Origin of the sequence: Streptococcus oralis (assembly GCF_015561235.1) — a bacterium.
In the GTDB taxonomy this organism is placed as follows: Bacteria; Bacillota; Bacilli; order Lactobacillales; family Streptococcaceae; genus Streptococcus; species Streptococcus oralis_BK.
Genome location: NZ_JADMTC010000001.1, coordinates 675398 through 700939 on the forward strand (window position 1 = coordinate 675398; position 25542 = coordinate 700939).

Annotated in this window: 21 protein-coding genes, 1 tRNA gene and 1 pseudogene; 3 read left to right on the forward strand and 20 right to left on the reverse strand. The window is 41.6% G+C overall.

The window, feature by feature from the left end; translation table 11 throughout:
* Positions 1–3 precede the first annotated feature (3 nt).
* Positions 4–453, reverse strand: a complete 450-nt coding sequence (locus I2H52_RS03465; RefSeq protein ID WP_195594253.1) for a SprT family protein — start codon at positions 451–453, stop codon at positions 4–6.
* On the reverse strand, positions 440–2569 hold the full coding sequence (locus I2H52_RS03470; protein WP_195594256.1) for a Tex family protein: 2130 nt from the start codon (positions 2567–2569) through the stop codon (positions 440–442). Before I2H52_RS03470 ends, I2H52_RS03465 begins: the two co-directional genes overlap by 14 nt.
* Before the next feature lie 136 nt (positions 2570–2705).
* Here I2H52_RS03470 and I2H52_RS09790 point away from each other — a divergent pair, with 136 nt between their 5' ends.
* Genes I2H52_RS09790 through I2H52_RS03480 form a run of 3 tightly spaced genes read left to right on the forward strand, consistent with a single transcriptional unit; the run spans position 2706 to position 4555 of the window.
* A complete protein-coding gene (locus tag I2H52_RS09790) occupies positions 2706–2837 on the forward strand; it encodes an SPJ_0845 family protein (RefSeq protein WP_000268696.1) in 132 nt (43 codons plus the stop codon).
* Positions 2838–3743, forward strand: a complete 906-nt coding sequence (locus I2H52_RS03475) for a permease (RefSeq protein WP_195594258.1) — start codon at positions 2838–2840, stop codon at positions 3741–3743.
* The gene (locus I2H52_RS03480) at positions 3740–4555 is read left to right on the forward strand and encodes a TIGR03943 family putative permease subunit (RefSeq protein ID WP_195594261.1); all 816 of its coding nucleotides are present in this window, start codon (positions 3740–3742) and stop codon (positions 4553–4555) included. Before I2H52_RS03475 ends, I2H52_RS03480 begins: the two co-directional genes overlap by 4 nt.
* 83 nt (positions 4556–4638) lie before the next feature.
* Here the strand turns inward: I2H52_RS03480 and I2H52_RS03485 are convergent, their stop codons facing one another.
* The 18 genes and pseudogenes from I2H52_RS03485 to dprA form a co-directional block, all read right to left on the reverse strand.
* Positions 4639–5565, reverse strand: a complete 927-nt coding sequence (locus I2H52_RS03485; RefSeq protein WP_195594264.1) for a bifunctional riboflavin kinase/FAD synthetase — start codon at positions 5563–5565, stop codon at positions 4639–4641.
* Positions 5566–5708: 143 nt separating this feature from the next.
* Positions 5709–9248 carry a chromosome segregation protein SMC gene (gene smc, locus I2H52_RS03490; RefSeq protein WP_195594267.1) on the reverse strand — a complete coding sequence of 1180 codons (3540 nt, stop codon included), beginning with the start codon at positions 9246–9248 and terminating at the stop codon, positions 5709–5711.
* Positions 9239–9937, reverse strand: coding sequence for a ribonuclease III (gene rnc / locus I2H52_RS03495; protein WP_007522086.1), 699 nt, complete (start codon positions 9935–9937; stop codon positions 9239–9241). The genes smc and rnc overlap by 10 nt, the downstream gene beginning before the upstream one ends.
* Before the next feature lie 173 nt (positions 9938–10110).
* Positions 10111–10182 (reverse strand) — tRNA-Arg (locus tag I2H52_RS03500).
* A gap of 67 nt (positions 10183–10249) precedes the next feature.
* Positions 10250–11236, reverse strand: a complete 987-nt coding sequence (locus tag I2H52_RS03505) for a GMP reductase (protein WP_007522087.1) — start codon at positions 11234–11236, stop codon at positions 10250–10252.
* Between the two features lie 172 nt (positions 11237–11408).
* Positions 11409–12713 (reverse strand): annotated as a pseudogene (locus I2H52_RS03510) (McrC family protein).
* Positions 12700–14391, reverse strand: a complete 1692-nt coding sequence (locus tag I2H52_RS03515) for an McrB family protein (RefSeq protein ID WP_195594270.1) — start codon at positions 14389–14391, stop codon at positions 12700–12702. The pseudogene I2H52_RS03510 and the gene I2H52_RS03515 overlap by 14 nt, the downstream one beginning before the upstream one ends.
* Positions 14392–14544: 153 nt before the next feature.
* Positions 14545–15324: an L-threonylcarbamoyladenylate synthase gene (locus I2H52_RS03520; RefSeq protein WP_045617259.1), complete on the reverse strand. Its 780-nt coding sequence runs from the start codon at positions 15322–15324 to the stop codon at positions 14545–14547.
* 26 nt (positions 15325–15350) lie between these two features.
* A complete protein-coding gene (gene leuD / locus I2H52_RS03525; RefSeq protein ID WP_045617261.1) occupies positions 15351–15944 on the reverse strand; it encodes a 3-isopropylmalate dehydratase small subunit in 594 nt (197 codons plus the stop codon).
* Between the two features lie 9 nt (positions 15945–15953).
* Positions 15954–17336 carry a 3-isopropylmalate dehydratase large subunit gene (gene leuC, locus I2H52_RS03530; RefSeq protein ID WP_195594273.1) on the reverse strand — a complete coding sequence of 461 codons (1383 nt, stop codon included), beginning with the start codon at positions 17334–17336 and terminating at the stop codon, positions 15954–15956.
* Between the two features lie 3 nt (positions 17337–17339).
* Complete coding sequence (locus I2H52_RS03535) at positions 17340–17609, reverse strand: DUF1294 domain-containing protein (RefSeq protein WP_195594276.1); 270 nt, start codon at positions 17607–17609, stop codon at positions 17340–17342.
* On the reverse strand, positions 17606–18643 hold the full coding sequence (leuB, locus tag I2H52_RS03540; protein ID WP_007522100.1) for a 3-isopropylmalate dehydrogenase: 1038 nt from the start codon (positions 18641–18643) through the stop codon (positions 17606–17608). The genes I2H52_RS03535 and leuB overlap by 4 nt, the downstream gene beginning before the upstream one ends.
* Positions 18644–18654: 11 nt before the next feature.
* Positions 18655–20217 (reverse strand): 2-isopropylmalate synthase, encoded by a 1563-nt coding sequence (locus I2H52_RS03545; protein ID WP_195594278.1) that lies wholly within the window; start codon positions 20215–20217, stop codon positions 18655–18657.
* 314 nt (positions 20218–20531) lie between these two features.
* A complete protein-coding gene (locus I2H52_RS03550; protein WP_045617269.1) occupies positions 20532–21188 on the reverse strand; it encodes an MmcQ/YjbR family DNA-binding protein in 657 nt (218 codons plus the stop codon).
* A 43-nt stretch (positions 21189–21231) separates the two neighbouring features.
* Positions 21232–21864 (reverse strand): copper homeostasis protein CutC, encoded by a 633-nt coding sequence (locus I2H52_RS03555; RefSeq protein ID WP_007522104.1) that lies wholly within the window; start codon positions 21862–21864, stop codon positions 21232–21234.
* A 93-nt stretch (positions 21865–21957) separates the two neighbouring features.
* Positions 21958–22317, reverse strand: coding sequence for a YbaN family protein (locus I2H52_RS03560; protein ID WP_045617271.1), 360 nt, complete (start codon positions 22315–22317; stop codon positions 21958–21960).
* Between the two features lie 106 nt (positions 22318–22423).
* On the reverse strand, positions 22424–24511 hold the full coding sequence (gene topA / locus I2H52_RS03565) for a type I DNA topoisomerase (protein ID WP_195594280.1): 2088 nt from the start codon (positions 24509–24511) through the stop codon (positions 22424–22426).
* A gap of 118 nt (positions 24512–24629) precedes the next feature.
* Complete coding sequence (gene dprA, locus I2H52_RS03570; protein WP_045617274.1) at positions 24630–25478, reverse strand: DNA-processing protein DprA; 849 nt, start codon at positions 25476–25478, stop codon at positions 24630–24632.
* Between the last annotated feature and the right edge of the window lie 64 nt (positions 25479–25542).

Consider the following 25542-nt stretch of genomic DNA (forward strand, 5'->3'; position numbering starts at 1 on the left):
ACATCAGTCCTTAGGCCAATTTAAGATGACGAGTTTGCCACGGCAGACGCCACAGCGATAGCGCTCGGTGTCGATTCTCCTCTTACGCTGATAACTTTGCTGGCAGTATTGGCATTGATAGACTAGGTAGGGGATTTGAGTTAGTGTTTTCAAAGGTGGTACAAAGCGCAGTCCATCCACTTCTCTCAAAAGTTCCTTAAAATCTCGGTCCTTATGCCGATACCCCTTTTTCTGAAAATAAAGGTGATAGTGACAGAGTTCATGGCGCACAATCTTGCGGAAGACTTCCAAACCTAGTTCATTATAAACCTTGGGATTAAAATCCAAATGCCCATCCTTGGGGAAAAATCGTCCACCTGTCGTTCGCAGACGAGAATTCCACTGGGCTTGGTGTGTGAAAGGTCTACCAAAATCTTCGAGGGAAACAGACTGAACGTACTCAGTCAGTTTCATCAGGAGCTAGGAGCGACAGATTAACTTTTTCACGTTCAATATCGATTTTCTTAACCCAAACCGTTACCAAATCTCCGACTGACACCACTTGGCTGGGATGTTTGATAAATTTACGACTCATATGGGAAATATGAATCAAACCGTCCTCGTGAATTCCAATATCAACGAAGGCACCGAAGTCAACGACATTACGCACCACACCTTCCAGCTTCTGGCCGATAACGAGATCCTTGATATCCAGAACATCTTGACGGAGAACTGGTGCATCAAAAGAGTCACGGAAATCTCGACCTGGTTTGAGAAGATCAGCAATGATATCTTTAAGGGTTTCTGGGCCAAGTTCTAGTTCTTGCGCCATTTCCTTGATAGAAAGAGACTTAAGCTTATTATGGGCTTCTTCATTTAAGTCTTTAATATCTAAACGTTTGAAGAGCTCCTTAACTGCAGCATAGTTCTCTGGGTGAACTCCAGTATTATCTAGGATATTGCTACTTTCAGGGATACGGAGGAAACCAGCAGCCTGCTCAAAGGCCTTAGCACCTAGACGAGGAACCTTCTTGATTTGAGAACGTGAAGTGATTTTTCCTTCTTCCTCACGGTATTTGACAATGTTTTCAGAGATAGTTTTATTGAGTCCAGCTACGTGGGAAAGAAGAGCTGGGCTGGCTGTATTGACATTGACACCGACTTGGTTAACTACGGTTTCAACGACAAAGTCCAGACTCTCAGATAGTTTCTTCTGACTGACATCGTGTTGGTATTGACCGACACCGATTGACTTAGGATCGATTTTTACCAATTCAGCAAGGGGATCCTGCAAGCGACGAGCAATAGAGATGGCAGAGCGTTTTTCAACGGTTAATTCTGGAAATTCCTGACGCGCAAGTTCGCTGGCAGAGTAGACAGAAGCACCGCTCTCATTGACGATAACATAGCTGACTTCTGGAAAATCTTTCAGAACTTCCGCTACAAAGGCTTCACTTTCACGACTAGCCGTTCCATTTCCAATGGCAATGATTTCCACACTGTACTGACCGATCAGGTCGGCTAAGTCTCGCTTGGCTTCTTCAATCTGACGAGCTGAGGCTGGTTTAACGGGATAGATGACTTGGGTCGTCAGCATTTTCCCCGTCGCATCAACGATAGCTAGCTTGGCACCTGTACGAAAGGCAGGGTCAAATCCTAAAACCACGCGCCCTTTCAGTGGAGCAACCAAAAGGAGATTGCGCAGATTGTCTGAAAAGAGTTGGATAGCTCCTTCTTCTGCCTTCTCAGTTAATTCTGTCCGAATGCGTCGCTCGATAGCAGGCAAGACTTTTTTCTTAACAGATTGCTGGATAACTTCATCAATATAGGCATTTTTCACCTTGAAACGAGCAGCAAAGAAAGCTAGGATACGATCCGTTGCATGTTCAAAACCGACTTTCAAGATGCCTAATTTTTCCCCACGGTTGAGTGCCAAGGTTCGATAGCCCTGCATGTTGCCAACTGTCTCTGAAAAATCGTAATAAATCTGAAAGACTTGTTTTTCATCGAGACTTTCATCCTTGACCTGAGAAGTGAGTTTAGAGTGTCTAAGCACTTCCTGATAGGTCATGGAACGCAAGGTCACATCTTCCGATAAGGCTTCAACCAAGATATCAACTGCACCAGCCAAGGCTTCCCTACCAGTCGCAAATCCTTCACAGACAAACTTCTCGGCCTCTTTCTCTAAATCAGCTACATTCTGCAAAATCAAGCGTGCGAGAGGAAAGAGTCCAGCTTCACGGGCAATGGTTGCCTTGGTCCGACGCTTTTCCTTGTATGGAAGATAGAGTTCTTCTACCTCTGCTAGTTTTTCGGCAGCTAAGATAGCTTCTTCCAATTCCTTTGTTAGCTTGCCTTGTTCTTGAATCTTAGCCAAGACAGCTTCCTTGCGGTCATTGAGATTAGTCAGGCTTTTATCCAAGTCAATAATGGCCTTAATCGCCACTTCATCCAGACTACCAGTCATATCCTTTCGATAACGCGCGATAAAGGGAATCGTCGCCCCTTCGGCAGTTAAACTTAGAACGGTATCGATTTGCTTTAACGTTACACCCAAATCTTGGGAGATTTTTTCATATTTTTTATCCATAAACCTATTATACCATAAGGGACAAGGCTTGTTTCACCTTACCTGTTTTTACCTCCTTGATTATCAAAATAAAAATAATCCCTTTTCCGCAAAATAATAGTATAATAGAGGTAGAATTTAGAAAAGAGGTAGGCCCATGGCTGTTAAATTTACAAAAACTGATGACTTGGACAAGATGTTTGAAGAATTTGCCAAACTTCCTGACTTAACGCAGGTCACTTTCCCAGATGACAAAGATAAAAAAGAAAAAGTTGAGAAGAAAAAATAGATGACGAATTTCCAATCTCTTCCTCCTAGTGTATTACAAGCGGGAGCCATTTTTCTCTCCATTATCATCGAGGCTCTGCCTTTTGTTCTGATTGGGAGTCTCATTTCAGGCTGGATTGAAGTCTATATCACACCAGATAAAGTCACTGAGTTTCTCCCTCGCAATCGTTGGGGGAGAATCTTTTTTGGTACCTTCATTGGCTTTCTCTTCCCATCCTGCGAGTGTGGAATCGTCCCGATTATCAATCGTTTTTTGGAAAAGAAAGTTCCCAGCTACACGGCAGTTCCTTTTCTGGTGACTGCTCCCATCATCAATCCTACCGTTCTTTTCGCTACCTATTCTGCCTTTGGCAATTCCTTAAAAATTACCATCTTGCGAGCTCTGGGAGCCATTGTGATTGCTTTGGTGCTGGGGATTTTCCTAGGATTTTTCTGGAAGGAACCCATTCAAAAAGAAAATCCTATTGCTTGTCATGAGCATGGTTTTTCTCATTTGAAGCCTAGTAGAAAAATACTTCAGGTCTTTATACAGGCTATTGACGAGTTTTTCGATATGGGGCGCTATTTAGTCTTTGGCTGTCTCTTTGCAGCTATCGTACAGGTCTATGTCCCGACTCGGATCCTGACCTCTATCAGTGCTAGTCCAGTCCTTGCGATTCTCTTGCTCATGTTTCTTGCCTTTCTCCTCTCTCTTTGTAGCGAGGCGGACGCCTTTATCGGAGCTTCTCTCCTCTCGAGCTTCGGCCTAGCACCAGTCCTTGCCTTTCTGGTCATTGGTCCCATGCTTGATATCAAAAATCTCCTCATGATGAAGCACTATCTCAAAGCGCGCTTCATCTGGCAATTCATGGGCATTGTGACAGTGCTTGTCTTGCTTTATTCTTACATGATGGGGGCGATGTTATGATCCGTTTTATCATTCTACTGGGTTATTTTTCCCTAACTCTGTATCTGCAGCTATCTGGCAAGCTCAGTCACTACATTAACCTCCACTATTCCTATCTAGTCTATATTTCTATGGTTCTTTCTCTTCTGTTGGCTCTGGTCCAATTCTACATCTGGATTAAGAAAATCAATTCTCACAGCCATATGGAAAGTCGTCGAGCTAGACGAATCAGCATCCTGTTACTGTCACTACCTCTGTTGATTGGAGTTACCTTTCCGACAGTAAGTTTGGACTCGAGAACCGTATCTGCCAAAGGATATCATTTCCCACTTGCTGAGGGAATCAACACAACCATTCAGGCAAGCGAAGGAACATCCAGTCAATACCTCAAACCCGATACCAGCACCTATTTTTCCAAATCTGCTTATGAAAAGGAAATGAGGACTACAGCTGATAAATACCTCTCCCAGCCAACCATTCAGGTTACAGACGAAAACTATATGGAAGTCATGGAAGTTCTCTATGACTATCCTCAAGAGTTTGAAGGAAAGAAGATCGAGTTTACAGGCTTTGTCTATAACGATCCTAGCCATCCAGATAGCCAGTTCCTATTTCGCTTTGGGATCATCCACTGTATCGCAGACTCTGGTGTATATGGGCTCTTGACCAAGGGAAACTCACGCCAGTATCCTGACAATACCTGGATTACCGCCAGAGGAATCCTGACAATCCACTACCATAAAGAACTCAAACAAAAACTCCCAACACTGGAAGTTGAGAATTTCACCAAAGTAGACAAACCAGAAAATCCTTATGTCTATCGTGTGTTTTAATAAAAAGTAGCCTTTGCAGGCTACTTTTTTTGTCCATTATATGAATTTCATTCTACCTTCTCTTTCAAATTGATAGCAAACTCTTACTCTCCATCCTTCCAGTTCCGAGCAATCTCTTCGTCTTTCTGGAGTTGGTCTACGAGTTCTTCTATGGAGTCAAATTTGACCATATCGCGGACACGGTCTAGCCAGTAGACCATGACTGTCTCTCCGTAAATATCATCTGAAAAGTCAAAAATATTGACTTCAAAACGTGGCTCTTCTCCATCGAAAGTAACATTTTTTCCAACACTTGCCATCCCACGATATCTTTGACGTTGTACTTCTATATCGACTACGTAAACACCGTCTGCTGGCATATAAGTTCGATCTCTAAGGACTAGATTAGCTGTTGGATAACCGATAGTACGCCCACGAGCATTTCCGTGAACGACCATCCCACGGGTTGGAAGCGGTGTGCCGAGTAGATGATTGACTTCCTTGACATCTCCATCAAGAATAGCTTGGCGAATCCGTGTGGAACTGATCTTGCCCTTTTCGTCCTCTACCGGAGGAACAATGATGATCTCTCCATCAAAATAGTCCTTCAGTTCATCCGCAGTTTTCTTATCTGAGCCAAAGGTATAGTCAAATCCTGCTACAATAATCGCTGGTTTTAAAGCTCTAACATATGTATCAAAGAATTCTTGACCCGTTAAACTAGCAAATTTGCTACTGAAGTCCAGTAAGAAAAGAGCCTCTACTCCATGCCATTTCATCTTGTGCTCCCGTTCTTCGTGATTGACTATATGGAGCATGAGTTCAGGTTGGTAAGGTTGTAAGGCAAGTTTTGGCGACTCTGTAAAGGTCATTACGACAACCGGCAGATAATCCTTCATCGAAGCCTTGCTGGCCACTTCAAAGAGTTTCTGATGTCCCTTGTGGATACCATCAAAATAACCTAGTACAAGGACTGTTTTCCCTGGTACTGCAATATCTTTTTCATTCTTAATAGGTACTGTTGTAATCATGAAACTATTATATCATAGAGCCTGTCTTTTCGCTAAGAGGAAATCCCAAATGTCGTTTTTTGCGCCTGAACTGACCCTGATAGACAATTCAAACTATGAGTTTTAAAAAATAGCACCTCCTAAGAGATGCTATCGTTTGGTAATTAGTCTACTGTTTCTTCTAAATCTTTTAACTTCACCGAAACAATCTTAGACACACCAGATTCTTGCATGGTAACTCCATAGATAGAATCCGCTGCCGCCATGGTTCCCTTACGGTGGGTTACGACGATAAACTGGCTGTCCTTGTCAAAGCGATTGAGGTAATCCCCAAAACGTTTTACATTGGCTTCGTCTAGCGCCGCCTCTACCTCATCCAAGATAACAAAAGGAATCGTCTTGACTCGAATGATAGAGAACAACAAGGCAAGAGCAGATAGGGCCTTTTCACCACCACTCATGAGGTTGAGTGATTGGATTTTCTTACCTGGTGGTTGAACAGAAATCTCCACACCAGCTGTTAAAAGATCGCCCTCAGTTAATATCAAGTCTGCCTGACCTCCACCAAACATCTGTCTAAAGGTCACTTTAAAGGACTCACGAATAGACTCAAAGGTTGATTTAAAGCGTTCCTTGACTTCATCATTCATCTCTGTGATGGTTTCAAGGAGTAGGTTTTTAGCAGACAAAATATCATCTCGTTGGCTATTTAGGAAATCCAAACGATTGTGAACTTTTTCGTACTGGTCAATAGCATCCAAATTGACTGGACCGAGTGAGCGAATAGCCTTCTCAAGATCTTTAACTTCTTGCTCTGCCAGATTGAGATTTTCCAACTCATGCGCTTTTTCTAGAGCCTCAGTATAGCTGATCTGGTACTGGTCAGTTAATTGAGCTTGTAGATAGCGCAAGCGTTCGCTGACCTTTTCTTTCTTGGCTTCAGCACGCGTTTGTTTGCGAATCCACTCCTCATTTTGCTGACGAGCCTGGTCCAAATGACTGGTAATATCATCCAGTTGACCTTCGATATCATCCAACTCAAACTGCTTGCGAATCAAACCTTGTTGGAGGTTTGTTTTCTGAGTTTTGGCCTCTTCCGCCTGCTGACTTAGCAGATCCGTATCAACCTTCTCAAGATTATCAACCTTTTCTTGGAGTAAACGCTGGATTTCCTCTTGTTCAAAATTGAGATTTTCCAGTTCCTTACCTAGGCGTTCAATATCAGTCACTTCATACCGCTTTTGTCCTTGCAGTTCTGACTTAAGCAAGCGTGCTTGCGCTACTTGTTCCTGCAAGTTTTGATAGCGTTCTTGAATAGCGTTTTTATTGGACTTAATCTCTTCAATCTCAGCTTCTAGATTTTGCTTTTCACTTGCGATAGTAGCAAGGCGCTCTTGGCATTTTTCCTTGTCCGCTTGCCAATCTCCTTCAGAAAGACGATTTAATTCCTCTTCTTGAAGTTTCCAAAGAGTTTCTAACTCTTCCACTTGCTGACTAGTTTGCTGATAAGCAAGGGACAAACCTTGCTCCTGGATACGAGCTTGCTCACCTTGAGATTTGATGGCTTCTAATCTTTCTGTTAATACTGCCATCTCATCTTGCAAGGTCTTTAAAGTCGCTTCTTCTGAACGCAGACCAGCTTCTTCTTCGGCAATTTCTTTTTGCAATTGCTCTAGCTCTGGCTTGATGAAGATACTGTTATTCTGGCGATTGGCACCACCCGCGTAGGAACCACCTGTGCGTAACTCTGTCCCATCCAGTGTCACCATACGAACCTGGTAACGAACTTGGCGAGCTGCGGCACGCGCATGTTCTACAGTATCAAAGATAGCCGTCGTAGCAAGCAAGTTTTTGAAAATGGCTTCTAGTCTCTTATCAAACGACACCAACTCATCTGCCATTCCCAGAAATCCTGGACTTGCTGCGATAGCATCTTGATTCTGACTAGAAATCGTACGTGCCTTGATAGTCGTCAATGGAAGAAAAGTTGCACGACCAGCTCTGTTACGTTTTAGGAAATCAATCGCCTTTGTTGCCGCGTTTTCATCTTCTACGATGATATGCTGACTGCTAGCTCCAAGTGCAATCTCCAAAGCAGTTTGATAATGCACATCAAAAGCCAGATGCTCACTGACTGCACCAATGATCCCACCAAGACGGTCTTTTTCTTGAAGAATACTCTTAACACCCGCATAAAAATTACTATGATTTCTTAGAATGTTTTCTAAGCTTTGGGCTCTAGCCTGCTTGTTTTTGAGGCTGTCCAGACGATCAAAGAGTTGGCTCTGCTGGGCTTGGTAAGAAATTTTCTGTTCCTCTTGTTCCTTGGCACTAGCTTGGTAGTCAGCCAATAATTTCTGAACCTGCTCCTTGGCAGATTCAAGCTCAGCCTGTTTTTGACTGGCCTTCTCTTTAGCTGTAGCCAGTTGTTCTTTCAGTTTCTCAACTTGATCTGCTTGTTTTTGAGATAACTGACGGCTGTTCTCTAGTTCATTCTCTATGCGGGTCAACTGGTTTGAGACATCCGCTTCTTCTTGTAAAAGAGCGACAAAGCGTTCTCGCAAGAGCTCGATCATCTGGTCAGGATCGTCTGAGAAAGCCAACAATTCTGCCTCTAAACGATTGAGTTCCTTGTTATTTTCATCTAGACTTTCCTCTAACTGTGCCAAATTCGCTTCTTTTTCAGCCTTCTCTGTACTTAGAGTCTTTCTCTTATCTTCCAAAGCGGTCAAACGGGCTTGTGCTTCTTGTTGATTGAGGGCTACCTGCTCGGACTCCAGTTTTGAAAGAGCTAATTTTCGCTCTAAATCACTGATCAGATTCGTCAGATCCATCAAGCTTCCTTGGTCTTTGGACATTTGAGCTTGGAGATCTTGGCGTTTCTTTTTAAGACTTTGATTTTCTTCTTCTAACTCTTGACGCTTTTGGTAATAGCTAGTCAAGAGTTCCTGAACCTTCGTTAGCTCTTCTTCTGTTAGCTCTAGTTCAGTCTTGTTTTCCTTAATTTGGGCAACCAGTACATCCAAGTAAATCGCCTTGCGTTGACCATCCAAGTCGAGAAACTTGCGCGCATTCTCGGCTTGTTTTGCTAAGGGCTTGATTTGATTGTCCAACTCATGGATAATGTCCTCTAAGCGGTCGAGATTGTCTTGAGTTTGTTGCAGTTTGCTTTCTGTTTCTTTTCGACGAGTCTTGTATTTCAAAACACCCGCAGCTTCTTCAAAAATAGCACGGCGTTCTTCGGGCTTGGAGTTAAAAATTTCCTCAACCTTCCCTTGGGAAATGATGGAGAAGGAATCCCGTCCCAAACCGGTATCCAAGAAGAGGTCATGAATATCACGCAAGCGGACTTTCTTGCCATCAATTCGATACTCACTATCTCCACTACGATAGATATGGCGCTCTACCTTGATTTCTTGTCCTGCATCCTTGATAAAACCATCTTCATTATCCAAGGTCACGACAACTGAAGCATAGTTCAATGGTTTCCGACTTTCAGTCCCAGCAAAGATAACGTCAGGCATCTTGCCACCACGAAGGCTCTTGACACTGGACTCCCCCAAAGCCCATCGCAGACTTTCTGTGATATTTGACTTTCCAGATCCATTTGGCCCAACGACAGCAGTCACACCTTGGTCAAAGACAACCCTGGTCTTGTCAGCAAAAGACTTGAATCCCTGGATTTCAATTTCCTTTAAATACATGAATCCAGCCCTTTCTCAACGGCATTTTTAGCGGCCTCTTGCTCTGCCAATTTTTTAGAACGGCCTTGACCTTTTCCGATACTCTTGCCCTCAACCAGAACTTCTACATCAAAAACCTTATCATGGGCAGGTCCCATCTCAGAGGTCACCTGGTAGCGAATATCCACATCTCCATTGACTTGGAGCAACTCTTGCAGGTGTGTCTTATAATCCTTAATCATTTCAAAGTCACCTGCTTCAACCTTGGGGATCATGACCTGATAGATAAACTCTTTTACCCTAGCAACATCCTTGTCTAAAAGCAAAGCACCCAGAAAAGCTTCAAAGGCGTCTCCAAGAATGGTGTCACGATTACGCCCACCAGACTTTTCTTCCCCTTTCCCTAGCTTAATAAACTGATCAAACTGGCAATCACGCGCAAAACCAGCCAAACTCTCCTCACGGACAATCATAGCACGGAGTTTGGACAAATCTCCCTCTGGTTTCTTAGGATATTTTTTATACAGATATTCTGAAATCAATAATTGCAGAACAGCGTCTCCTAAAAATTCCAAGCGCTCATTGTGTGAAATTTTTAAGAGGCGGTGCTCATTGGCATAACTCGTATGAGTAAAAGCCGTTTCCAATAAATTCTTGTCTGCAAATTCGATTGCAAAACGCTTCTTTAGTACAGTTTGTAATTCTTTCATACCAACCTCTTTCTAACTGATAACAGTCTCTTTTATTATATCAAAAAAAGCCCCCTGAGTCACTTTAAAACGGGACTAGAGGGGATTTGAGCATTTTTTAGAACAAACTTTTCAATTTTAGGGGCAATATAAAGAAAAAAGCCTTTAAATAAGGCTTTTTTAGGCTGTTTACATCCACCCTGAGGGAATCGAACCCCCATCTCAAGAACCGGAATCTTACGTGATATCCATTACACTAAGGGTGGAAACTTGTCTTATTATAACAGAAATTTGCTCTAATAACAAGTTTTTTATGGGTAGACTAAGCGTCCATTAGTGGGAAGCATCCCCGTTCCAGATAGAGTTTTTCACGATAACATAATCAACGTGTTTGAGGTCAGCAACCTTTCGTCCACCTGCATAAGAGATAGCACTTTGCAAGTCCTGCTCCATCTCAGTAAGGGTGTCTTGCAAATGCCCTTTAGCAGGCAGTAAGATGCGCTTACCTTCCACATTTTTATAAGCACCCTTTTGATATTGTGAAGCTGAACCATAGTATTCTTTGAACTGTTCTCCGTCGACTTCAATCGTCTTTCCTGGGCTTTCGATGTGTCCTGCAAAAAGGGAACCAATCATGACCATGCTAGCACCGAAACGGATAGACTTAGCAATATCACCATGAGTACGAATCCCACCATCAGCAATAATCGGTTTGCGAGCCGCTTTAGCACACCAGCGAAGTGCTGCCAACTGCCAACCACCTGTACCAAAACCAGTCTTGACCTTGGTGATACAAACCTTACCAGGACCGATTCCAACCTTAGTAGCATCCGCACCGGCATTTTCCAATTCACGAACAGCTTCTGGTGTTCCTACGTTGCCAGCAATGACAAAAGTATTTGGTAATTCTTTCTTGATATGTTGGATCATAGAAATCACGCTATCCGCATGACCATGGGCAATGTCAATCGTGATATACTCAGGAGCATCAGCCTTGAGTCGGCTAACAAAATCATACTCGTAGTCCTTGACACCGACAGAAATGGAAGCAATGAGCCCTTGATCGTGCATGCGCTTGATAAAAGGAATGCGCCCCTCTTCATCAAAACGGTGCATAATGTAGAAGTATCCGCCTTTAGCCAATTGCTCTGCAACATCCTCATCCAAAATCGTCTGCATATTGGCTGGTACAACAGGTAGTTTGAAAGTGTGATTTCCAAGTGTGACACTCGTATCTGCTTCTGTACGGCTTTTAATCACACATTTGTTTGGGATCAACTGAATATCTTCGTAATCAAAAATTGGAAATTCATTTAACATATCGATGTCTCGTTTCTTTTATAATGACCTACCTATGCTTGCGCACCCCTACGTCTTCTCTGACGTTTCCTTGATTTATTATAAACCAAAGTACAGTTTTTGTCAAATATTTTCAACAATCAAATAATATCGTTCGGAAATTACTTATATAAATAGCAAAAAAGCGAAGAGATTACTTTCTCCCCACTTCTTCATCAATAATCGCTTTAAAAATTTCTGCGGAGTTTTCCATCATTTTACAAAATGCACTATAGGATGAGGCATTCTGAGGGATTCGAATAGACCACTTCTTCAATTGAGCTCCATAGCCAGCTACTTTTCCTATTTCACTATTTACTGACTGCTCCATACTAGGAAAAATCAGTCCAGCCTTCTCAGCTTTTAAAATATAAGAATAGGAAATCAGTTAGAACAAGTCCTCACGGTTTATTCCTTTTTCAGTGAATTCCAGTTTTTTATATTTAGCATCTAAAACTATTTTTAACTCTTTATGATAAAAATCTGGAAATACTTTTCTTTCACGATTAGAAAATACTGAAATACCACCTAGCTTTTCTTTATTCCGTGGATGGATGAAACCTTTTGGCAACAAGGTGTAAACATACTCTTCCCAAAGCCAGGAAACATCAAAAAGAATACCGTGGATTTTTTGCTCTTGGTAGCCTAAACCATGCTTTTCTCTATTTAGGATCATCAGGCAAAGCTCTTGCAACTTTCTGTACTCGTGAAAGTATGCATGACGTATAGGTTTAGATTGATTTCCCCGAATAATCTTAGCACGATCAGCGAGTTTATAAGACGGAGTTACACGGATAATTTCAGCTATAGTTTCACGATTATTATCAAGTAAAGCTCCGAAACTTTTTTGGGTCTTTATGTACTCAATCGCATGCCGAATCAATTGCATGAGTGGATTATCATAGGTGAACTCTCTAGTTGTATAGGTGATATTTCCCATAAAAGGGAGATTTTTTTTCAGATGATTTCCAACATCTAGTACACCCTTTACATGACTATCGTTATGAAAAAATCGCTGGTACTCCTTATAGAGACCTTTTCTGAGAGCAGCTTGTAAATACTTGGGAAAGAGGTAAATCAAGAGTTGATAGAGCTTATCTTCGGGAGATAGACCGACATCCAAACTAGTCAGATTGATATTGAGAACCTTTTGTAAAAGATAATGCAAAAAATGGTCGTTTCTTTCATCAGAAAAACGCAAGGAGATCGTTAATCTTTCCTGGCCATAGCCCAGAAAACCAATTACATTTCCTGTCTTAATTTCCTGATTGACCGTTTCAAAGATTTTTTGGTCTCTTTCTAAGTCAGAAGAATTCTTCAAATCATTTGGAAAAATAAAGATATTGTCCTCTTTAGAAAGGTTGTCCAGTGTTCTATCAAGAAGGGCTTGACTTAGGTTGGGATATTCTGTGATAAAGTTTTCTTTAGCAATTCTATGCTGATTATCAGTTATCCGCATCATTATCACCAGTATCTTGCGGTTCTATTTGCTCGTTATTTGTTATATCAAATGCTTTTTTCAATGTTTCCAGACTTTCATATTCCTCATAGGAACCACGTACATAATCTTCCAAAAGTGGTTTGAGATAATCAGACCAGAGTAATTCATAGTCAAAGTCTACATCCTTCAACTTAAGGAAATAACTTGGTCCAATATGATAATGACTGTTTAGCTCCTGAACGTTTTCAATAGCAGCATTCAAATTTCTTAAACGAAGTTTTGCTTCTTCTGCATGGATATCTAGTTCTTTATCCAACATAGCAACTTGGCTTTCAGCAGTAACTTCAACAAAACGGAAACGACGACGCATAGCAAAATCAAAGGTATCTACTGAACGGTCAATATCATTCATTGTTCCGATGATGTAGACATTCTCAGGAATATAAAACTTGTCATCCGTCTCATGTAAATTAGCATACTGGGTGGAAACACTCCCCCTTTCGCCACGATAACCAGGGTCGATAGAGAAAAAGAGTTCACCAAAAATCTTAGAAATCTCTCCACGATTGATTTCATCAATGATGAAGACGAATTTCTTGTCAGTGTCAATCGTTGGAGATACATAATCGCATAATCCATAACTTTCTTTCATGTGATCCAAAACAATTTTTTGATAAGTTTCGTACTTTAAATTAGTATCTTCACCCTTATACAAAAGATACACTTTTTCTTTGGTAGCAACAGGAGAATCAAACTTCACATTCCCTTGACTATTTAAACTGGCTGGAACAGAACTACGAGGGAAGAGGTATTGTCCTTGCTTTTCATTGATAGCATCCGTTAGCTTACCCCACGCTTCCTCAAAATTATCTTGGCCTCCAGTTTTTTGAGCTTCTTTAGCCTTCTGACAAAATTTCTTAAAAATGCCGTCCTGCAAGCCAAAGTTAATCTGTCCATCATTTACCAGGATTGGTCTCAACCCCTCTACAAAATCCGTATAATCATAGGAAGGGTGAAACTGTACAAATTCGATTTGGTCTTCGTTGCCACCCGTTAATTCTTTGGCAATTTCTTTAGCAAGATAAGTTTTTCCTGTGCCAGGAGCACCGCGGAGGATGAGGTTTTTGGATTTTTTTAATATACCACTATAATTAAATAAAAAATCATTCCTTAACATAGTTTCACTTTCTAATTTTTTATACTTTTTCCAATTAGGATGATTCAAAAAATAGTCATAGTCTTGAATTATGATTTCATCACTTGCAGCAAATTTTATTAACTGGTTAGTCTCTTTAGTTCGATACTTAATATCTGATGGAAACCATATTGTTTCTTGCCCCGTAAAGAAAAACCACTCCCTCTCTATATACTCTTTTTTCCAATCAACAATAATGGTATGCCCATCATCTAAAACCTCTTTAACAGTCGCCATTCCACGAATTTTCATCACAGAAACCTTTAAATCATCTTTCTTTACAAAAGGTACATTCTTCTTTTTGACATATGTGGATTTAGCAAATAAAACGTCACCTGGTTTAATTTTATTAAACAACTTTAACATTCTTTGATACTGTTTATTTTCCTCGTTATTATGCCATCCTAATTCCCACTTTCCTTCTTTCATAAAATATTCAAGATAATCATCATCACCAAATTTTGTACCAACAAAAAAATAGTTATTTTGTTCACTGTTCATTTGAATACTCCTTTTTACTTTCACAAGTAAGTCCTATTAATATATAGTTCATCTCTAGCATATCATATCCTATAAAAAAAGAAAAGAAATTCTAAACAAAAAGCCCAGCGTTAGGAGCTTCAATGTCTCTTAACACTAGACTTCTTTTCAATATTAATAATACTCACCCTGACGGTAATCCCATGAGTTAAAGGTATCTGACAGGTGCATCATGATTTTATCAATGTCAAGCCCTTTGCGGATAACAACTGGAGCTGGTGAGATTGAACGGTCTCCTCCTTGTTCTGGGATGAGCTTACCATCTTTATCAACCATAGACACCATCACACCTTGCTCGTAGCGCGTTTCAATCGTTTTATCAGGTTGGATAGATGCCACATAGTCGTCTGCCTCGATGACAAGGTCCACTGCTCCTTCTATACGTTCTCCGATACCTTCCACCTTACCGCGGTTTCCTTTTCCAGATGGGTTAGCTGATGAGGCGTAGACCATTTTACCTTCTTCCCAAAGTTTAGCAGCCAGTTGTTCACCAGCTTTACCAAATTTAATGACAAAACAGCTAGTACCACGAACGTCAGTCATAAGTTCTTCACGGCCATCACCATATGCTTTGAGTTTTTCAAAAGCTTCTGGTTTCCATGGAAGGATACAACCAAGTAGAATGTCTTCGTCCCAATGTTTTTGATAGAAGGCTTCAATTTCTGAGTTGAGTTGTGCTAAAGCTCGAAGCTCATCCATGCTACCACAGAGAACGACACCTGGTTTGTTACGGTTACGTTCTTTGGCTGCGAACTTACGCTCAAGTCCTGCCTTGTCGCTCGTCATGATAATGTAACCAACTTTTGTAGGACAAACAATACATCCGCCCTCACCTTTTAAAATGTCATAGCCTTCTTGAGAAAGTGTTCCGTTCCATTGAATGTGTTTTGTCATAGTTCTATATGTCCTTTTCTATTTTTCTAATCCTGCCAGTAGGCTGGACGTTGTTTTTCATAGGCAGCAATCAAATCTTCATACTGCAAAGTAATACTGATATCATCCAAACCATTTAAGAGCTTGTGTTTCCACTCGCTATCTATTTCGAAAGCGAATTCTCCAACTGGTGAAATGATTTTTTGTTGTTCCAAGTCCACAGTTACCCGGTCGCTTGCTTGTAGCTTGGCTAATTTTTCTCTAACCTCTCTAGGCTGAACAATAGGCAACATACCATTATTGAGTTCATTATTGTAATGAATATCTCCAAAAGACCCTGCAATCACGACCTTAAAGCCATAGTCCGCTAGAGCCCAAGCTGCGTGTTCTCTGGAAGACCCTGCGCCAAAGTTATCCCCTGAGATGAGAATACTAGCTTTTCGATATTCAGGTCTGTTAAAGACAAAGTCTGGGTCCTCAGTATACTTATCGTCCAAATATCGCCAAGCATACATGAGGTACTTACCAAAACCTTTTTTATCAATTAACTTGAGAAACTGCTTGGGTAGAATTTGGTCGGTGTCGATGTTATCATTCATGAGAGGAACGGTCGTTCCCGTATAAACTGTAAATTTCTCCATATCCTCTCCTTACTGGGCCTCTGGCATTTGCCGAACATCTACGAAACGCCCTGCAATAGCTGCCGCCGCTGCCATGGCTGGACTGCAGAGATGGGTTTTAGCACCAAATCCTTGTCTGTCTTCAAAGTTGCGGTTACTGGTTGAGGCACAGTGGACCCCATCAGGAACCTTGTCAGGATTCATCCCTAGGCACATTGAGCAACCTGGGTCTCGCCACTCAAAGCCAGCGTCTAAGAAGACCTTGTCCAAACCCAACTTCTCAGCAGCTCGTTTTACTGGACGAGATCCAGGTACCACGATTGCTGTTAGATTGGGAGCAATTTTCTTCCCTTTCACAAACCGCGCAGCTAGCTGTAAATCGCTGAGACGAGCATTGGTACAAGACCCGATAAAAATATAACCTAGTTCAATATCCGCTGGCTTTTGACCAGGCTCCAAGTTCATGTAATTATAAGCTCGCTCATCATTCATATCCTTAATTTCTGGGAAGCTACTGTCAAAGTCAACCCCCATAGCAGGATTGGTTCCCCAAGTCACCATAGGAGCCAAATCTGAGACATCCATCCGGATAACCTTATCGTAAATAGCATCCTCATCACTGACAATTATTTTCCAATCCGCCACAGCCTCTTCAAAATCCTTTGGAACACATTCCCGTCCCTTGAGATAGTCATAAGTCGTCTGATCTGGATTCATGATCCCCATCTTAGAACCAAACTCGATGGACATATTGCAGATGGTCATTCGCTCTTCCATGGTCAAAGCATCAATCGCTTCCCCACGATATTCCACCACATAACCAACACCACAGGCGACACCATACTTGGCAATCAAGGCGAGAATGTAATCCTTGGAATAAACTCCCTTTTGAGGTACACCTGTGAATTCAACTAACATTTTCTTGGGTTTGACCTGCCAGAGTGTCTGGGTCGCAAAGACATGCTCGACTTCACTGGTCCCAATCCCAAAGGCGATAGCTCCGAAAGCTCCGTGAGTAGCCGTATGGCTGTCTCCACAGACGATGAATTTTCCTGGTTGAGTTCTTCCAGTTTCTGGTCCAACCATGTGAACGATACCTTGCTTTTCAGAACCGTGGGCTGCATGTTCAATCCCAAACTCCTCAACATTTTCAGCTAGTTTGTCAATTTGTGCTTTAGAAATCACATCTCGAATATCGTAGATATTGACGGTTGGAACATTGTGGTCAAAGGTCCCAAATGTCAAGTCTGGTCGTCTCAATCTGCGGCCTGCATCTCGTAATCCTTGAAAAGCCTGAGGACTGGTCACCTCGTGGATATAGTGTTGATCCACATACATGAGTTGGGGCTGCCCCTCTTCTCCTGTGATGACATGGCGGTCCCATAGTTTATCAAAAATCGATTTTCCTGCCATCCATTACCTCCAAATGAAATATAGGGCTACTAGTGTGGTTACCATCCCAAGGAACCAAACCGTTTTAAAATAACATTTTCGAGTCTTGTGGTGAAAGGTCATTCCTGCTAGCCAAGCACCAAATCCACCACAGACAAGTGCTATCGTCAAGAGAATTTTCTCTGGGATGCGCCAAGCACCTCTCCTTACCTTGGATTTGTCAATGCCATAAATCAAGAAAATCAGCAAATTCCAAATCAAAAGGGTAAGAGTGATTCCTTCGTTTATCTTCATAGTCTTTCAATGATGGCTTCCGTCATTTCCTTGGTAGAAGCCTGTCCTCCTATATCTCTCGTTAAAATTCCTGCTGCCAAACTGGCTTCTACAGCTTGTTCGATACTCCCTGCATCCTCAGAACGCCCAAAACTATCTCTCAGCATCATGGCAACTGATAAAATCATGGAAATAGGATTGGCAATTCCTTGACCTGCAATATCAGGTGCCGAACCATGAATAGGTTCATAAAGACTTGGCCCTTTTTCAGAATGACTAGCTGATGGCATGACGCCAAGTGTGCCTGATAGAACACTTGATTCATCAGATAAGATATCTCCGAAAAGATTCTCCGTCACAATGACATCAAACTTGGCAGGATTTGTAATCATAAGCATGGCAGCTGAGTCTACCAACTGGTGTTCCAAAACTACATCTGGGAAATCCTTTGCAACCTCCTCAGCTACTTTGCGCCAGAGTTTTGAGGTTGCCAGAACATTTTGCTTATCGATGCTAGTAACGATTTTTCTGCGATTTCTTGCAATCTCAAAGGCCTTGCGAAGAATTCGCTCCACTTCCTCATAACTGTAGTCGTTGATATCACGCGCTTTTCGCTCTTCAAGAATATGATCACCGAAGTAAATACCTCCTGTCAACTCACGCACCACGACAAAGTCCACACCCGCAATTCGTTCAGGTTTGAGAGGTGACAAATGCTTGAGACTCTCAAAAATCTTAACTGGGCGAATGTTGGCGTAGAGATTGAGTCCCTTACGGAGAGTAAGCAAGCCCTGTTCAGGCCGAACCACTGCGCCATCATACTGGGGACTACCGATGGCCGCCAGAAGGATGGCGTCTGCTTCTCTACATGCTTTAAGAGTTTCATCAGGTAAGGGATGTCCTGCTGCGTCAATCCCAGCACCTCCAAAGGGGCATCTATCTATCTCATAGTCAAAGCCTGTTTTTGAAGCTAGAGCTTCTAGAACTGCTAAACCAGCTTCCATGATTTCTGGACCGATTCCGTCCCCTGCTAGAGCTACTATTTTCTTTGTCATAGTCTTCTCCTTTACACACTAGGCATGTCTCGGTAGGAAACGCTACGCCCCATCTCACCTGCATTCTCTTTTTGAACAAAAGTATTGGCATTGATATAAGCAATAGCCGAAGCCTTCAATACATCGAAGTCAAGACCTGCTGCGTTAAATATGGTTTCTGTATCTCTGTTTTCAACAGTAACCAAGACACGAGCTTGAGCATCAATTCCATCTGTCACAGCATCAATGGTATAGGATACCAAGCGGACAGATTGGTTAAAGAACTTATCGATAGCATTAAAGATTGCTTCAACAGAGCCTTGTCCTGTCGCATTGAACTTGACCTTCTCACCATCCATATTGGCTAGGCTAACGAGCGCCTCGATGTCATTGTCTGCATGGGTTTGAAGTTGTAAATCATCAAAGTGGAAGCCTTCTGGATTTTCAACCATGGTACCAGCGACCAGAGCTCGAATATCTGCATCTGTGATTTCTTGTTTCTTATCGGCCAACGCCTTGAACTTAGCAAAGAGTGGTTTGATATCCTCTTCTGTATAATCTAGGGCCAGTTCTCTTAGTTTTTCAACAAAGGCATGGCGACCAGACAATTTACCAAGCGGAAGACTATTACTCTTAACACCGACCAATTCAGGTGTGATGATCTCATAAGTGAGAGGATTTTTAAGGACTCCATCTTGGTGAATACCAGACTCGTGGGAGAAGGCATTACCACCAACCACAGCCTTGTTTTTAGGAACTGGAATACCAGAGAAGCGAGAAACCATTTCAGACGTATTCATTGTTTCATCCAAAACAATATCACTAGTTGCTTGGAAGAAATCCTCACGAATCTTCAAAGCAACAGCTACTTCTTCAAGAGCAACATTACCTGCGCGTTCACCGATACCATTAATAGTTCCCTGGACACGTCCAGCACCGTGTTTAATTGCTATCAAAGTATTTGCAGTTGCCATACCGAGATCATCGTGACAGTGAACACCAAAGACAACTTTATGATCTGATTTAATATTTTCAGTCAAGTAATCAAAGATACGTGCAAACTCTTCTGGAGTCGTAAAGCCAACTGTGTCAGGGATATTGATATAAGATGCACCTGCATCGACCGCTGTTTGAACGACTTGCAAGAGGAAATCCAACTCTGTTCTAGTCGCATCTTCGGGAGAGAATTCGACGATTTCAAACTTAGAACGTGCGTAAGAAACATGTTCCTTGATAGCTTCTAAAATCTCTTCCTTGCTCTTATTGAGCTTATACTTGCGGTGAATCGGACTAGTAGCGATAAAGACATGAATTTGTGGATACTTGGCATCCTTAAGAGCCTCATAACAAGCATCAATATCAGATTTTACAGAACGAGCTAATCCTGTCACTGCTGTTTTTTTCATGGCTCTAGCAATTTCTTGAACGGCTATAAATGAATCTGGACTAGCAGCTGGAAAACCAGCTTCAATTACAGAAATTCCCCATTTCTCCAGCTGTCTTGCAATGGAAACTTTTTCCTTTATTGAGAAGTTAACACCAGGTGTTTGTTCCCCATCACGAAGGCTTGTATCAAAAAATTCAACTTTACGCATAAGATTTCCCCTTTTCCAAATGTGGTTTTAAAAAAACATCTCGCTCAGAAGCCCAAGCGAGATGTTGATTTACTCCCGCTTGGTAAGCCAAACAGGACTAATGCTTTTGCACTAGCCCGAGTACCTCAACAACAAAGCAAATTGATTAAACTTAGCTGTTTTCATGTTTGACTTTCTCCTTCGTTTGATATCTTGTTTAGTATTTTAGCATAGCTAAAAACACTTGTCAAGAAAAAATCCAATATTTTCTGAAAATTTCTTCAGTAAAGAATATTTTGCTAATTGAAAGTATTTGAAAATAAAAGGGAATTTCTTTATTTTTTCAATGTCAAATTCCAACTGATTTCTAGCAAATCTAGAACGTCATCATCCGATAAAGTATCATCAAGAGCAAGACTAATCCAGTAGCGTTTGTTCATATGAAAGGCAGGATAAATGCCTTTTTGTGAAAGTAAATCAGCTACTTGATCGTGTTTGAGGTTGACTGCTTCGACTAGCCCTTCTCTCCCCTTTTCCAGCTTATCCCATGGGATTCTCATCATAACAGCATACCACTTTTTACTGTCTTCATGACGTAATACTGCTGTATCAGGTGATTTTTCCCATAGATATTCCAACTGATTGCCATATTTTTTCTGAACCTGAGCCATGATACGCTTGGTCTGGGGACAGATAAAATCTTGCACGTCAAAACAGGACTGACGAACCTGATAGAGAATCTCCAAACAAGCTTGACGAACACATCCGACAAAAGTCCCTCTCATGCTTTCCATATGTACTTGAGGATAGAGGTCACCAGTCTCCTGATCAAAAACTTGAAAGCTCACATTATCCGTTGTGATGGACACAGTCATGACAAAGTCTCCATCTAAAATCTGGAAACTGTAGGTCCAGACTCCCTCATTTTCTATAAAACCGTAGACACTGGCTTTTTCTTGATTAAACTGGTAAGATTTAAAAATTTCAAACATAAGTGAAAACTGCTACCAAAAGCTAGCAGTTCCTTTCTATTTTTTAAAAGACAACCTTAGTCCCATGTAATTGTGTCACGCCTAGCTGGTCGATAAAGATTTGGCGGTTGTCCAAGTCAATTCCCCCACCTGGTAGAATTTCAATTTTACCAGCAGCATGTTCTAGAATTCTGTGATAGTGATCAAAACGTTTTTCTAGCGAGTCGCCAGATAGACCAGCACGAGTCAAGATACGAGTGACACCGGCTTGGCTGAGCCAGTCAATGGCTTCCAACTGGTCTTCATCACTCAATTCATCAAAGGCCATGTGAAAGACAATTTCCATTCCTTTAGATGCGGCAATCAACTTCTCAAGATTAGTCTTATCCAACTTCTTATCAGCAGTTAAAGCACCAAATACAACACCTTGGCTTCCAGCTTGCGCAGTCAAACGAATATCTTCTAGCATGATCTCTATTTCAGGATCAGTATAGACAAAGTCGCCACCACGGGGACGAATCATAGTCATGATAGTGGTGTCGTAGTTAGCTGCCAGTTCAACCGCTGCCTTGGTTACTCCATAGCTAGGTGTTGTTCCTCCCACTGCTAGATTGTCACAAAGTTCGATTCGACGAGCTCCAGCCTGCATCGCTTTTTCAAGCAAGGTCACATTTTCAGCACAAAATTCGTAAATCATTTGATTCTCCTTGATGTTTTCTTTAAATTTATTATATCATATTATTTTAAATATACTTTCATTTTTATCAAGGCAAATAACTACTATTTTTATCTATTCTTTGTCAGGAATGACTTTAAAGAGATAGTAGGTGATAAAGACAGTCAAGGCTCCCAGACCAATTTTGACTGGTAAAAGAGGGGCAACATAAATAGAAATCCCCATCAAGATATAGATAGATACGATGATTTTTTTCTTACGTTCTCGCGCGATTGACTTGGTTTCCCGAAAATCAGCTACATAAGTCTGATAAAGCTTTGTATGATAAAGCCAATCTTCAAAACGCTTAGAAGATTTTGAAAAGCAAGCGATAGCTAACAAAAGAAAGGGAGTTGTTGGTAAAAGTGGTAGGACAACTCCAATAACAGCTAAAGCCAGTGAAATAAAGCCAATACTGAGGTAAATGAGACGCATGATTTCTCCTAGATAAATTACTCTTCCTCTAGTTTCGCATACAAGGGGGAAATTTGTCAAGCCTCAACAAAAAAGAGCCTGAAATTCATTTTCAGGGCTCTGCATTTTATTTAATTTTTTCCTCTTCGTAGTCGCCATTACTACATACAACCTGCTTACCACCACCACGGACTTTTTTCTCCACAAGGAAGTGTCCGCATTTTGGACAGTCACGGCCAATTGGTTTGTCCCAGGAAGTAAACTCACATTCTGGGTAACGATTGCAACCATAGAAGATACGATTGCGCTTGGTTTTGCGTTCGATGATTTGTCCTTGATGACAGCTTGGACACTCGACTCCAATCTCTTTGACAATTGCCTGAGTATGACGGCAGTCTGGGAAATTACTACAAGCATAGAATTTACCAAAACGACCGAGCTTAATCACCATTGGACTGCCACAAACTTCACAGTCAAACCCAGCTGGCTCATCCTTGATCTGGATTTTTTCCATTTCGGATTCAGCCTTGGCTACTTCTTTGGAGAATGGTTTATAAAATTCGTCAATAACCCGTTGCCACTGCTCTTTACCAACTTCGACATCATCCAGTTTTCCTTCCATTTCAGCTGTGAAGGTCACGTTTACGATATCTGGGAAATATTCAACGATGAGTTTATTGACAATTTCTCCCAACTCTGTTGGTTCAAAACGTTTGGCTGCCAGACGAACGTAGTAACGTTTTTGGATAGTTTCAATGGTCGGAGCGTAAGTTGAAGGACGTCCAACACCATTTTCTTCCAAGGTCTTGATAAGAGTCGCTTCTGAATAGCGAGCTGGCGGTTGAGTGAAATGTTGTTCTGGCTTGCTATTGACCTGCTTGACCACATCTCCAACAGCCATATCTGGCAACATTTTGTTCTTGTCAGAGTCATTGTAGATAGCAAGATAACCATCAAACTTAACTTGGCTTCCATTCGCTGCAAACTGAACCCCATTTTGAGAAAGCTTAACAGCCATGGTATCAAAGATAGCGCCCGTCATCTGGCTTGCCACAAAACGGTTCCAGATAAGGGTATAAAGTTTGAGCTGGTCTTTGTCCAAGTACTTAGCGATGCTTTCAGGTGTATTAAAGACACTAGATGGACGAATGGCTTCGTGGGCATCTTGAGCACCTGAGGCATTCTTGACCCTGCTACCATGCTTGGAATACTTGCTACCAAAACGGTCGTTAATGTAGCTTGCCGCTTCGTTCTGAGCTACTGGACTAATACGAGTCGAGTCTGTACGCATATAGGTAATCAAACCTTGCACACCTGATCCGATATTGATCCCTTCATAGAGCTGTTGAGCCACCATCATGGTCTTTCGAGTACGGAAATTGATTTTGTTAGCAGCATCCATTTGCATGGTTGAAGTCGTATAAGGTAGGGGTGCATTGCGTTTGCGTTCTTTCTTATCTACCTGGTCAACTGTGAAATCTTTACTAGTCAAATGGGACAAGGCTTCTTTGACTTCTTCGTTGGTAGTCAATTTCATCTTTTTGCCATTCATACCATAGAATGAAGCCTGAAATTGCTTGGTCCCCTTCTTAAAGACACCATCAATTGTCCAGTATTCTTCCGGTTGGAAGGCATTGATTTCATTTTCACGGTCAATGATGAGTTTAAGAGCAACCGACTGCACACGCCCTGCTGATAAGCCCTTCTTGACCTTTTTCCACAAAATTGGCGAAATCGAATAGCCTACCAAGCGGTCCAAGACACGACGAGCTTGTTGGGCGTCGACCAAGTCCATATCAATCTTGCGCGGTTCTTTAAAGGCATTTTTTACTGCGTCTTTGGTGATTTCATTAAAGACCACACGGTTGGCATCATTTTCATCCAAGTTGAGAATGTGAGCCAAATGCCAGGAAATCGCTTCTCCTTCACGGTCCGGGTCACTCGCCAGAAAGACTTTATTAGCTTTTTTAGCTTCTTTTTTCAAGTCATTGATGAGAGGACCTTTTCCTCGGATATTGATATATTGCGGTTCGTAATTATTTTCAATATCGACGGACATACTGGATTTTTTCAAATCACGAATATGCCCAACACTGGCTAGAACCTTGTAATTTCTGCCTAGATATTTCTCAATCGTTTTCGCCTTAGCAGGCGACTCTACGATGACTAGATTTTTTTTAACTGTTGATTTTTTCTTCTTTGTTGCCGTAGCCACACTATCACACCTTTTCAAAGTAATAAACTTTATAAAGTGTAAACCATTTTGCCATAACTGTCAAGACCTAAGTCCTATATATAAGAAGAAAAGTTTATCTGAGTGAACAAACTTCTCCTTAAAATTCAAACTCATCCAGCACATCTTGACCGCTACTAATCAGTTTTGCTCCCTCTTGAATCAGGTGGTGACAGCCATCTGAATGGCCATCTAAAATGTTTCCTGGAATAGCAAAAACATCGCGTCCTTCTTCCATAGCTCGCTCACAGGTAATAAGACTACCAGAACGCATCCTTGCCTCTGCAACGATCACACCACGGCAAAGGCCAGCAATGATGCGATTACGAGCTGGAAAGTGAAATTTCAAGGGTTCCTCACCAGGTCCGTACTCGCTAAGTACTAAATGGTGATTGCCAATGTGTTCCTGCAAACGTTTATTGGATCGAGGATAAAAAACATCCAATCCTGTTCCAATCACTGCAATTGTTCTTCCTCCATTCTGGAGTGCAGCCATATGGGCAGCCGTATCAATCCCTTTGGCTAAACCACTGACCACGATTAACTCGTTTTCCAAACCTTGAATGACTTTCTGAACCGATTTTGCTCCCTGACTAGAACATGAACGACTCCCTACAACAGCAACTTTCGGAAACTTTAACAAGTCCAGATTTCCTTTATAAAACAAGAGCGCTGGAGCATCATAAATCTCACTCAGATCCCAAGGATAACAGTCATCAAGAATAGAAAAGGATGGGAATTTTTGAAACTCCTTCTCCAACTGCGCATCATCTATCTGGAAATAGCGTTCCATAAAAACTGCAGGATTGCGGCACCCAGAGATTTCAGCAATGTCACCTAGCAAGAGCTCCTGATCTACAGTCTCATCATATTCAAGAACAGTTAAAATCTGTTGATTGGTCAGTCCAGCTTTGCGCAGTTTATAGATTTCATAGTTATCAATTTTCATAAGAAACTCCATTTCTTTTTCTACTCTCTTATCTATTCGTAAAAATAACAAAAAGAAGACCGGT

Excerpts from the sequence above, each read along its gene's own strand:
- I2H52_RS09790 (WP_000268696.1), top strand. The coding sequence starts at position 2,706 with ATGGCTGTTAAATTTACAAAAACTGATGACTTGGACAAGATGTTTGAA.
- I2H52_RS03470 (WP_195594256.1), bottom strand. The coding sequence starts at position 2,569 with ATGGATAAAAAATATGAAAAAATCTCCCAAGATTTGGGTGTAACGTTA.
- I2H52_RS03550 (WP_045617269.1), bottom strand. The coding sequence starts at position 21,188 with ATGTTTGAAATTTTTAAATCTTACCAGTTTAATCAAGAAAAAGCCAGT.
- smc (WP_195594267.1), bottom strand. The coding sequence starts at position 9,248 with ATGTATTTAAAGGAAATTGAAATCCAGGGATTCAAGTCTTTTGCTGAC.
- I2H52_RS03555 (WP_007522104.1), bottom strand. The coding sequence starts at position 21,864 with ATGATTTACGAATTTTGTGCTGAAAATGTGACCTTGCTTGAAAAAGCG.
- I2H52_RS03475 (WP_195594258.1), top strand. The coding sequence starts at position 2,838 with ATGACGAATTTCCAATCTCTTCCTCCTAGTGTATTACAAGCGGGAGCC.
- I2H52_RS03520 (WP_045617259.1), bottom strand. The coding sequence starts at position 15,324 with ATGACAAAACACATTCAATGGAACGGAACACTTTCTCAAGAAGGCTAT.
- I2H52_RS03535 (WP_195594276.1), bottom strand. The coding sequence starts at position 17,609 with ATGAAGATAAACGAAGGAATCACTCTTACCCTTTTGATTTGGAATTTG.
- I2H52_RS03485 (WP_195594264.1), bottom strand. The coding sequence starts at position 5,565 with ATGATTACAACAGTACCTATTAAGAATGAAAAAGATATTGCAGTACCA.
- leuD (WP_045617261.1), bottom strand. The coding sequence starts at position 15,944 with ATGGAGAAATTTACAGTTTATACGGGAACGACCGTTCCTCTCATGAAT.
- I2H52_RS03465 (WP_195594253.1), bottom strand. The coding sequence starts at position 453 with ATGAAACTGACTGAGTACGTTCAGTCTGTTTCCCTCGAAGATTTTGGT.
- I2H52_RS03515 (WP_195594270.1), bottom strand. The coding sequence starts at position 14,391 with ATGAACAGTGAACAAAATAACTATTTTTTTGTTGGTACAAAATTTGGT.
- I2H52_RS03480 (WP_195594261.1), top strand. The coding sequence starts at position 3,740 with ATGATCCGTTTTATCATTCTACTGGGTTATTTTTCCCTAACTCTGTAT.
- I2H52_RS03545 (WP_195594278.1), bottom strand. The coding sequence starts at position 20,217 with ATGCGTAAAGTTGAATTTTTTGATACAAGCCTTCGTGATGGGGAACAA.
- dprA (WP_045617274.1), bottom strand. The coding sequence starts at position 25,478 with ATGAAAATTGATAACTATGAAATCTATAAACTGCGCAAAGCTGGACTG.
- I2H52_RS03560 (WP_045617271.1), bottom strand. The coding sequence starts at position 22,317 with ATGCGTCTCATTTACCTCAGTATTGGCTTTATTTCACTGGCTTTAGCT.
- leuB (WP_007522100.1), bottom strand. The coding sequence starts at position 18,643 with ATGACAAAGAAAATAGTAGCTCTAGCAGGGGACGGAATCGGTCCAGAA.
- I2H52_RS03505 (WP_007522087.1), bottom strand. The coding sequence starts at position 11,236 with ATGTTAAATGAATTTCCAATTTTTGATTACGAAGATATTCAGTTGATC.
- rnc (WP_007522086.1), bottom strand. The coding sequence starts at position 9,937 with ATGAAAGAATTACAAACTGTACTAAAGAAGCGTTTTGCAATCGAATTT.
- leuC (WP_195594273.1), bottom strand. The coding sequence starts at position 17,336 with ATGGCAGGAAAATCGATTTTTGATAAACTATGGGACCGCCATGTCATC.